8 protein-coding genes are annotated in these 9,419 nt (G+C 66.9%); 4 read left to right on the forward strand and 4 right to left on the reverse strand.

Going from position 1 to position 9,419, the window contains the following annotated elements; genetic code table 11:
- Positions 1 to 294: 294 nt before the first annotated feature.
- Entirely contained in the window at positions 295 to 1,263 is a 969-nt protein-coding gene (locus tag H7U32_RS09010) for a ribokinase (protein ID WP_204469749.1), read from the reverse strand.
- A 209-nt stretch (positions 1,264 to 1,472) separates the two neighbouring features.
- Between H7U32_RS09010 and H7U32_RS09015 the strand changes: the two genes are divergently transcribed.
- Positions 1,473 to 2,879 carry an ATP-binding protein gene (locus H7U32_RS09015; RefSeq protein ID WP_204469742.1) on the forward strand — a complete coding sequence of 469 codons (1,407 nt, stop codon included), beginning with the start codon at positions 1,473 to 1,475 and terminating at the stop codon, positions 2,877 to 2,879.
- A 22-nt stretch (positions 2,880 to 2,901) separates the two neighbouring features.
- Here the strand turns inward: H7U32_RS09015 and H7U32_RS09020 are convergent, their stop codons facing one another.
- Positions 2,902 to 3,630: a rhomboid family intramembrane serine protease gene (locus tag H7U32_RS09020; protein ID WP_204469743.1), complete on the reverse strand. Its 729-nt coding sequence runs from the start codon at positions 3,628 to 3,630 to the stop codon at positions 2,902 to 2,904.
- 126 nt (positions 3,631 to 3,756) lie between these two features.
- Here H7U32_RS09020 and H7U32_RS09025 point away from each other — a divergent pair, with 126 nt between their 5' ends.
- Complete coding sequence (locus H7U32_RS09025; protein WP_204469744.1) at positions 3,757 to 3,987, forward strand: hypothetical protein; 231 nt, start codon at positions 3,757 to 3,759, stop codon at positions 3,985 to 3,987.
- Positions 3,988 to 4,160: 173 nt separating this feature from the next.
- On the opposite strand, the gene H7U32_RS09030 is transcribed toward H7U32_RS09025, so the two are convergent.
- The gene (locus H7U32_RS09030) at positions 4,161 to 6,608 is read right to left on the reverse strand and encodes a glycogen/starch/alpha-glucan phosphorylase (protein ID WP_204469745.1); all 2,448 of its coding nucleotides are present in this window, start codon (positions 6,606 to 6,608) and stop codon (positions 4,161 to 4,163) included.
- A 202-nt stretch (positions 6,609 to 6,810) separates the two neighbouring features.
- Between H7U32_RS09030 and H7U32_RS09035 the strand changes: the two genes are divergently transcribed.
- Positions 6,811 to 7,320, forward strand: coding sequence for a sterol carrier family protein (locus H7U32_RS09035; protein ID WP_204469746.1), 510 nt, complete (start codon positions 6,811 to 6,813; stop codon positions 7,318 to 7,320).
- Between the two features lie 90 nt (positions 7,321 to 7,410).
- Here H7U32_RS09035 and H7U32_RS09040 read toward each other — a convergent pair whose 3' ends face one another.
- Positions 7,411 to 7,770: a DUF3073 domain-containing protein gene (locus H7U32_RS09040; RefSeq protein WP_204469747.1), complete on the reverse strand. Its 360-nt coding sequence runs from the start codon at positions 7,768 to 7,770 to the stop codon at positions 7,411 to 7,413.
- Positions 7,771 to 7,914: 144 nt separating this feature from the next.
- Here H7U32_RS09040 and trpS point away from each other — a divergent pair, with 144 nt between their 5' ends.
- The gene (gene trpS, locus H7U32_RS09045; protein WP_204469748.1) at positions 7,915 to 9,012 is read left to right on the forward strand and encodes a tryptophan--tRNA ligase; all 1,098 of its coding nucleotides are present in this window, start codon (positions 7,915 to 7,917) and stop codon (positions 9,010 to 9,012) included.
- The last annotated feature ends 407 nt before the right edge of the window (positions 9,013 to 9,419 follow it).

Genomic DNA, 9,419 nt, shown 5'->3' on the forward strand with positions numbered 1-9,419 from the left:
GCCTTCACCCGCCCCGCCCCGCCGACACCCGGAGTTATCCACATCGGGGGGATTGTGGACGGAACCCCCAGTTATCCACAATGTGCACAGGATTGTGGATAACTCTTGTGCACATTGTCCACATCACCACAAACCCTTGGCATTCCAACGATTCCCGGCCAGCGCACACACCGCGCGCAGCGCCTTATCCACGTCCTGTCCCCAGTTATGCCCAAGTTATCCACAGGACTTTCCACATCTTGTGGAAAACTACACGCCTGTGATTTCCCGGCCGCGCTCCCGAGGAGCGGGAGGTCAGCGGCCGCCGCCCGCGAACCGGGCCATGATCTGCCCGGTGGTGCCGTACGAGGCTTGGGCGCCATGCCCGCAGGCGGCGTAGGCGGCCACATACGACGCGGCGGACGCGGCCTCGGCGAGCGTCAGTCCGGCGGCGAGGCCGGCGAGCACGGTGCCCATGAAGGCGTCGCCGCAGCCGGTGGTGTCCACGGCCGCCACGCGCACCGCGGGGATGCGCGTCAGCAGGTCGCCGTCGATGACCACCGAGCCATCGCCGCCCAGGGTGACCACGACGCGGCCGAAGCCGAAGCCGTGCATCGCGGCGGCAATGGCGGGCCAATCGGCCCGGTCCCAGTCGCCGTCGTCGGGCTTGGCCACGCCCAGCAGCTGCGCCATCTCATGTTCGTTGACGAGCAGGATGTCGCAGGCGGCCACGAGCTCCGCCGGCAACGTGGGCACGAAGGGAGAATCGTTGAGCAGCACGGTCAGGCCGGCGTCGTGCGCGGCCTGGGCGCAGGCGGTCACGACCGGCATCGGGCTTTCCAGGCACAGGCCGAGCACGGCGGCGTCCACCAGCGCCGCGCGCGAGTCCTCGGCGTAGGCGACGTCCACCAGCGCGTTCGAGCCGGCCGAGTACACGATGGTGTTCTCGCAGTGCGCGTCCACGGTGATCACCGTGGTGCCGGACGCGCCCTCGGCGCGGCCCACATGGGAGGTGTCCACGCCCGTCTCGGCGAGGCGAGCGAGCAGGAAGTCCGCGTTGGCGTCGGAGCCGACCTTGCCGAACATGCGCACTTGCGCGCCGAGCTTGGCCGCGGCCGCCGCCTGGTTGGCGGATTTGCCGCCCGGCAGGATGGCGAGCGGCCCGCCGTTGACGGTTTCGCCGGGCTCCGGCAGCCGTTCCGTGACCACGGTGTAGTCGGCGTTCATCGAGCCGACCACCGACACCCTGCCGGCTTGCGCGGCGATGGTCTCCAGCAGCGCCATCGCCCGCTCCGTGCCAGCCGTCCCCGTCGTTCCTGTCATCATACCCATCGTCGTCCTCGCTTTCCGACCGTTGCCTTCCAGCATGGCACGCCGCGGCGGCAGACAAGCGCAACGCTCGTCTGCGGGCGCGAACACCCGGCATGAATATTTACCGTATCATAATTATTATAATCGTATTACTGCTTATTGAGGGCAAGGGGGATGGCGCCATGGCAGGATTCATCGGCAGGGAACGCGAGCTCGGGCAGCTGCGGAGCCGCTATCAATCCGGACGGTTCGAATGCGTCATCGTCTACGGGCGCCGGCGCATCGGTAAAACCGAGCTCATCAAGGAATTCACCCGGGATAAGCCGGCCATCCTGTTCTCTGCAGTCGAGAACAACATCGGCAAGAATGTGGCCGCGCTGAGCGCCGGCATTGCCACGTACCGCAACGGCACGGAGGGGAATGCGGCGGGGCCGGTGCCGGTGTTCGCGAATTTCTCCGACGCCATCGAAGAGGTGTTCCGTCTCGCCGAGCGGGAACGGCTGATCTGTGTGATCGACGAGTATCCCTATCTCGTCAAGGCCGACGCCTCCGTATCCTCCGTGCTGCAGCATGCCATCGACCGGCACAAAGACACCAGCAGACTCATGTTCATCCTCTCCGGCTCCTCCATGAGCTTCATGGAACGCCAGGTGCTCGGCTATCAGAGCCCGCTCTACGGCAGGCGCACCGCGCAAATCAAGCTGGAGCCCTTCGACTACGCGACGGCCCGGCGGTTCGTGCCGGCGATGAGTCACGAGGACGCGGCCGTCGTCTACGGGCTGACCGGCGGAGTGCCCCAATATCTGCTGCAGATCGACGACGAACTGGGGATCGAAGAGAACCTGCGGCGCAACATCCTGGACCCGTCATGCTATCTGTTCGAGGAACCCGCGAAGCTTCTGCAGGAGGAACTCCGCAAGCCCTACGAGTACAACGGCATCATCGAGGCGATCGCCTCCGGGGCGTCGCGGTTCAATGACATCGCCCTCGGCTCGCATATCGACGCGCACACGCTCAGCCCGTACCTGCGCAACCTCATCGACCTGGGCCTTGTGGAGCGGGAGACACCGTTCGACAGACCGGCCTCGCGGAAAGCGGTGTACCGCATCCGCGACTCCTTCTTCCGCTTCTGGTACCGCTACGTGCCCACGTATATGACGCTCATCCAATTCGGGCATGCGGATGTGGCGGCTGCACAGGTCATGGCCGACCTGCCGCGGTTCATGGGCCCGGTGTTCGAAGGTATGTGCCGGCAATGGCTATGGATAAACAACGCGACCGACGCCGTGCCCTTCCTGCTGCTCCATGCCGGCCGCTGGTGGGGCGGCGACCCTGCCACACAACGCCAAGAGGAAATCGACATCGTGGCCACGGGCATGGATCGATCCCAGACGCTGTACTGCGAATGCAAGTGGCGCAACCAACCCACAGGCGTCGAGGAACTTCGCCTGCTCCAGCATCGCAGCGACCTCGTTCCCAGCGATGACCGGCACTGGATGCTGTTCTCCAAATCCGGCTTCACCGAGGAGCTGGTTGACGTGGCCGCCGGCGACACAAGGGTCTCGCTGGTCCCGTTCGCCGACATGTGAGCCGGCCGTCAGCGGCGGACCGTCACAGCAGGACGGGCGGGAGGTGCGGCGCGCAGAGCGCGATCACGACGAGCACCACCACGGTGACGGCGCCGCCGTAGATCGCCATGCGCTGGTTGAAGCTGCGGTGGCGCAGGGCGGGCAGGCCGCGCACGAGCAGCCAGGTGAGCGCGCTGCCGACCAGGAAGCCGCCCACATGCGCCTGCCAGGCGATGCCGCCGACGACCAGCGGCAGCAGGAAGTTCACCGCCATCCACACGAGCATCGAGCGGATGTCGGCGCCGACGCGGCGGTAGACGACGAGCACGGCGGCGAACAGGCCGAACAGCGCGCCCGAGGCGCCGTAGGCGGCGGTGAACCAGTCGCCGGTCAGGCGCGCCCAGACCACCAGGCCCATCGTGCCGCCGAGGCCGGAGATGAGGTACAGGGCCAGGTAGCGCCAGTGGCCCATCATGCGTTCGAGCACCGGCCCCACGGAGTACAGGGCGATCATGTTGAACAGGATGTGCAGGATGCTCGGCGCGTGCAGGAACATCGAAGTGAGCCAGGTCCACGGGTGGACGAGCACCGTCAGCGGCATCATCATGCCGCCGCCGACCACCGTGTCGAACAGCCGCGGCGAGAGCAGCCGCAGCACGATCTCCACCACCCACACGGCCACGCACAGCGCGATGATGGCCTTGGTGACGACGGGCTCGCCGAGCCTCCACTCGTTGCGGATCTGCTGCTTGGTCGGGATATGGAACTGCATGCCGACCACTCTAGCCAACGCCGCCGAGCACGGCGCTTCTACCCAATCGTCACAAAGATTCCATTACTATGGAGGGCAGAGTCGGCCTGGATGAACAGACCGTCCGTGTTTGGGAAAGGAGCCGTCATGGAGCACAAGTCCTCTAACGGTTGGAAGTTCTTCGCGCTGCTGTTCGGCGCGCTGCTCGCGGGCCTTGCGGCGCTGTACATCTACAAGCAGCAGAACCCGGATTACGATCCGTGGGAGGAGCCGTGGGAGAACAGCTCCTCGCCGGTGGACCTGGGCCTGAACAAGGCCGAGGACAAGGCCGAGGATAAAGCCGAGGACAAGCCCGCCGTCGAGGGCGCCGAGGCCTGACGCCGTCCGCCCGCTTCCCGCCGCGTGCGGGCGGCTTGGGGCGGCCGCATCGCAGGCGCACGCATCGGCAACAAGGAAATGCCTGCCACCCCGCTTCGGGGCGGCAGGCATTTCCTATGCTTCGACGACAGCCGTCCGGGCCGGCGCGCCAGCCGCGCGCCGGCCCGGCGCCGTCAGGCCATCGAGCCGGTGTGCCAAATGCGCTCCAGATAATCCTCGATCGAGCGGTCCGAGCTGAAGTAGCCGGAGTTCGCGACGTTGAGGATGGCCTTGCGGTGCCACTCGAGCGGCTGCGCGTACAGCGCCTCGATCTCGCCCTGGATGGCGGCGTAGGCGGTGAAGTCGGCCAGGGTCATGAACCAGTCCTTGGTCAGCCAGTCAGCGACGAGCGGCGCGTAGGTGTTGCGGTCGCCGTCGGAGAAGGTGCCGTCGGAGACCATGTCGATGGCGGCCTTGAGGCGCGGGTCGGACTCATAGTACCGGGCCGGGTTGTAGCCGTTGGCGTACTGGGCCTCCACCTCGTCCACGGTCATGCCGAAGAGGAAGAAGTTCTCGGCGCCCACGCGCTCGCGAATCTCCACGTTCGCGCCGTCCAGCGTGCCGACGGTGAGCGCGCCGTTGAGGGCGAACTTCATGTTGCCGGTGCCGGAGGCCTCCTTGCCGGCCTGCGAGATCTGCTCGTCGAGATCGGTGGCGGGGATGAGGTGCTGGGCCAGGCGCACGTTGTAGTTCCACGGGAAGTACACGTTGAGCTTGCCCTTGACGTCCGGGTCGTTGTTGACCACGCGGGCCACGTTGTTGATGAGCTGGATCGTCATCTTGGCCAGGTAGTAGCCGGGGGCGGCCTTCGCGCCGAAGATCACGGTGCGCGGCATCACGTCGTCCGCGGAGACCTTGCCGCTCTTGATGTCCGCGTAGCGGGCGATGAGCGCGAGGATCTTCAGGCTCTGGCGCTTGTACTCGTGCAGACGCTTGACCATCGTGTTGAACATCGTGTTCGGGTCGAGGTCGAAGCCGTACTCGCGCTTCGCGTAGTTGGCGAAGTCCACCTTGTTGGCCTGCTTGACGGCGGCGAACTTCTTGACGAACTCGTCGTCGTTGGCCAGCGGGGCGAGGCCCTTGAGCATCTCCAGGTCCGTGAGCCACTTGTCGGTGCCGAGGCCCTCGGTGATGAGGTCCGACAGCCGCGGGTTGGCCAGCTTGACGAAGCGGCGCGGGGTGACGCCGTTGGTCACGTTGGCGAACTTGTCCGGGTAGGTGTCGGAGAAGTCCTTGAGGGTGACGTCCTTGAGCAGCTCGGAGTGCAGCTCGGCCACGCCGTTGACGTGGGAGCCGCCGTAGGTGGCCAGGTAGGCCATGCGCACCGCGTCGCCGGTGTAGATCTTCATCCGCTCAATCTGGGCGGCGTCCACGCCCTTGGCCACCAGCTCGGCCTCGAACTGACGCTCGATCCGCTCGATGATCTCGAGGTGGCGCGGCAGCAGCTCGCCGATGAGGCTGGCCGGCCAGACCTCGAGGGCCTCCGGCAGCAGCGTGTGGCAGGTGTAGTTGAAGGTCTTGGTGGTCACGGACCAGGCGGTGTCCCAGTCGTAGCCGTACTCGTCGATCATCACGCGCATGAGCTCGGGGATGCCGATCACCGGGTGGGTGTCGTTGAGCTGGAACGTGATCTTGTCCGGGAAGGTGGTCAGGTCCGGCTTGTCCTGGCCGGGGTAGAACACGCGGATCGCGTCGTGGATGGACGCGGAGACGAAGAAGTACTGCTGCTCGAGGCGCAGGGCCTTGCCCTCGGGGGTGGAGTCCTCCGGGTACAGGATCTTGGAGATGTTCTCGGCCTTGACCTGCGGCTTGACGGCGTCGAGGTACTCGCTCTTGTTGAAGGTGAGCAGGTCGAACTCGTCGTAGCTCTTGGCGCGCCACAGGCGCAGCGTGTTCACGCGGCCGGACTTGTAGCCCGGGACCATGTAGTCCACCGGCACGGCGCGCACGGACCACGCCGGCTTCCACGCCTTGGTGCCGTCGGCGTTCTCCACGACCGTGCCGCCGAAGGAGACCTTCTGCGAGCGGTTGTAGTCGACGTGGCCCCACGGCTCGTCGTTGGTCAGCCAGTAGTCGGGGCGCTCGATCTGGCGGCCCTGCTCGTCGAACTCCTGCTCGAAGATGCCGTACTGGTACTGGATGCCGTAGCCGAAGGCCGGCACGCCGATGGAGGCGAGGGAGTCGATGAAGCAGGCGGCGAGGCGGCCCAGGCCGCCGTTGCCCAGGCCGGGCTCGTGCTCGGCGTCGATGACGTCCTGGTAGTCGAAGCCCAGCTCCTTGACGGCCTCGTCGAACTGCTCGGTCAGGCCGGCGTTGAGCAGCGCGTTGCGCAGCTGCTTGCCCATGAGGAACTCGGCGGACAGATAGCCGACGGCCTTGGTGTGGCCGTTGACCATCTCGGCCTGGGTCGTCATCCAGGCGTCCATGAGGTGGCGGCGCACGGCCAGCGAGGCGGCGACGTACACGTCGGCCGGCGTGGCCTGCGCGACGGTGACGCCCTGGTGGTACGTGAGCTGCTCGCGGATCTCGTCGGCGAACTGCGCTGCCGTGACCGGTGACTTCGGTGCGGTGGTTTCGGACATGATGGCTTTCTTTCCTTCCGGGAGTGCTTCCCCGACAATCTTATGCCGCGCCGCGCTCGGCCGGGCGTGGCCAGCGTGAACGCTCCGTAACACGGAGGCGACACCGCCTCTATGCATACGTTTGCATCGCCCACTATACCCGCCGCCGGCCGCGCGCCGCAATCCGCGCCGCCGGCCGCGGCCCGGGCCTAGAATGAGGCCCATGCCCGCGATACGAGAACAAGACCTGCCCAAGGGCCGCGCCGCCTGGGCCGACTGGCGCCAAGCCGCGGCCGCGGCGCTCGCCGACGCGGCCGGTGCCATCACGCCGGACCAGCCCGACGCAGCCGATGCCGCCGCCCCGGCCACGCGGCCCGAACCGGCCGGAGCCGCCGGCCTGCCCGCGGCCGTCCGCATGGCCGTCGCCCCCCAGCTGCCCCGTGCGACGATGGCGATGGCCGTGCGCTATACGATAGCCGCGCTGGAGCACCGCGCGCCCGGCCCCGGCGTCGAGGTGAGGGTCGCCCCCTTCGCGGCGGTGAAGATCCTCGACGGCCCCGCCTCCGACCCGCACAACCTCACCCCGCCCGACGTCATCGAGCTCAAGCCGGCGGTGTGGCTGCGGCTGGCGGCCGGCGTCACCAGCTGGGCCGAGGAGCGCGAGGCCGGGCACATCACGGCCGTCGGCGAACGCGACGACCTGTCCGCGCTGCTGCCGCTGCAGCGGCTGTGAGCGTCACCGACCGCATATCCCGCATATAAGGAAGCGGCGCGTGGGAATCCCACGCGCCGCTTCGGCAGTCATCGGCACAGCAGCCGTCGCTTATCGCTTGGGCTTCAGTGCGCTCGGCACCGGCATCGGAATCGGCTTGCGCGGCGCGGCCGGCTTCGGCGCGGCCGGGAACTCGCCGCTGGTCGCCTTCGCGGCGGCCTCGGCGGCCCACTTGGCGTACTCGTCGAGGTCGTCATCGGCGGCCGGGGCGGCGGAAGCGGCGGGCTGGTCGCCCTGCGCCGTCTCGGAGGTCTCAGGCTCCTCGAGGTCGGCGAAGGGATCGACGGAACCGGTGCCCGGCTCCTGCTCGCTCAGCTCCTTGGCAAGCTCGTCATAATCGGTGTCGGTGGTCAGGTACTTGAGTTTGCGGGCAATTTTCTGTTGCTTGGCTTTCTGACGTCCGCGGCCCATCTGACCCCCTGGATTGTTGCTTGCTAGAAATTCATCATTGGCAAGAGTACCACCTGTTCGCCACGCATGGCTTGTCGGCTCGCGTCTTTACCATAAAATTGTTATTCTGCATGGTTTTCTCACAATTTCGGGGGACTGACAGGCATGACGGACGAAACCCAGACCCAGCTCACCGCCGCCGGCAATGAGATGAGCGCCAGCTTCCTGGCCGCGAAGAAGCGCTCCGACGAGACGATGGCCAAGCTGGAGGCCGACCCCGGCAAGTTCACGATGCTCACCGGCGACCGCCCCACCGGCCGGCTGCACCTGGGCCACTACTTCGGCTCGATCCAGCAGCGCGTGGCGATGCAGAACCGGGGAGTGCACTCGAACATCATCATCGCGGACTACCAGGTGATCACCGACCGCGACACCACCGAGCACATCCAGGACAACGTGCTCAACCTGGTGCTCGACTACCTGGCCGCGGGCATCGACCCGAAGAAGACGATGATCTACGCGCATTCCGCCGTGCCGGCCGAGAACCAGCTCATGCTGCCGTTCCTCTCGCTGGTCACCGAGGCGGAGCTGCACCGCAACCCGACCGTCAAGTCGGAGATGGAGGCCTCCGGGCATGCGCTGACCGGCCTGCTGCTCACCTACCCGGTGCACCAGGCGTGCGACATCCTGTTCTGCAAGGCCAATGTGGTGCCGATCGGCAAGGACAACCTGCCGCATGTGGAGATCACGCGCACCATCGCACGCCGTTTCAACGAGCGCTACGCCAAGAAGCGCCCGGTGTTCCCGGAGCCGGCCGCCATCCTGTCCGAGGCGCCGGAGATCCCGGGCCTCGACGGGCGCAAGATGAGCAAGAGCTACGGCAACTCGATCATGCTCGGCGCCACCGCGGAGGAGACCGCCAAGCTCATCAAGAAGAGCCCGACCGACTCCGAGCGCACCATCACCTTCGACCCGGTGAACCGCCCGCAGGTCTCCGCGCTGCTGACCACCGCGGGCCTGGTGACCGGCCGCGACCCGAAGGACATCGCCGCCGAGATCGGTGCCGCGGGCGCCGGCGCGCTCAAGGCCTACGTGACCGAGTCCGTCAACGCGTTCCTGGCCCCGCACCGCGAGTGCCGCGCCGAGCTGGCCAAGGACATGGACTATGTGCGCGACGTGCTCGCCGACGGCAACAAGCGCGCCAACGAGATCGCCAACGCCACCCTGGACGAGGTGCGCGAGGCGATGGGCATGACGTACTGAGCGCATATCGCGTCGGCGCGTGGCGCGATGCGATGTGCCGCGCCACGCTTCGCCTCGCATCGGTTAAGGCCCGCTTCCCCATGACAGTGGAGGCGGGCCTTATGTGTTCCGGAAGGCTCCGCGGCCCACGGGATCCTCGGGATCCTCGGGAACCTCGGGATTCTCGGGAACGGCCCTTCGGCGCCTGCGGAACGCCGTATCGGCGTTCATTGGGGCGTGTTTCAGTGCGGTGGCTGGGCTATTTCGGTTCGTTGGGTCGTCTGACGGGATGTTTCTCGGTTCGTTGGGGCGTCATGGACGGGATGTCTTGGTTCGTTGGGTCGTCGTCGGCAGGGTATCCGCGCTCGTTGGGGCGTGACACACGTGGTGACTGCGCTCGTTGGGTCGCCACGAAGGTCGTATCTCCG

This window comes from Bifidobacterium pullorum subsp. saeculare, from assembly GCF_016899725.1.
GTDB classification, from domain to species: domain Bacteria; phylum Actinomycetota; class Actinomycetes; order Actinomycetales; family Bifidobacteriaceae; genus Bifidobacterium; species Bifidobacterium pullorum_C.

Coding starts and splice junctions, on each gene's coding strand:
- H7U32_RS09010 (WP_204469749.1), bottom strand. CDS start 1,263: ATGGCGCTGCTGGAGACCATCGCCGCGCAAGCCGGCAGGGTGTCGGTG.
- H7U32_RS09015 (WP_204469742.1), top strand. CDS start 1,473: ATGGCAGGATTCATCGGCAGGGAACGCGAGCTCGGGCAGCTGCGGAGC.
- H7U32_RS09020 (WP_204469743.1), bottom strand. CDS start 3,630: ATGCAGTTCCATATCCCGACCAAGCAGCAGATCCGCAACGAGTGGAGG.
- H7U32_RS09025 (WP_204469744.1), top strand. CDS start 3,757: ATGGAGCACAAGTCCTCTAACGGTTGGAAGTTCTTCGCGCTGCTGTTC.
- H7U32_RS09030 (WP_204469745.1), bottom strand. CDS start 6,608: ATGTCCGAAACCACCGCACCGAAGTCACCGGTCACGGCAGCGCAGTTC.
- H7U32_RS09035 (WP_204469746.1), top strand. CDS start 6,811: ATGCCCGCGATACGAGAACAAGACCTGCCCAAGGGCCGCGCCGCCTGG.
- H7U32_RS09040 (WP_204469747.1), bottom strand. CDS start 7,770: ATGGGCCGCGGACGTCAGAAAGCCAAGCAACAGAAAATTGCCCGCAAA.
- trpS (WP_204469748.1), top strand. CDS start 7,915: ATGACGGACGAAACCCAGACCCAGCTCACCGCCGCCGGCAATGAGATG.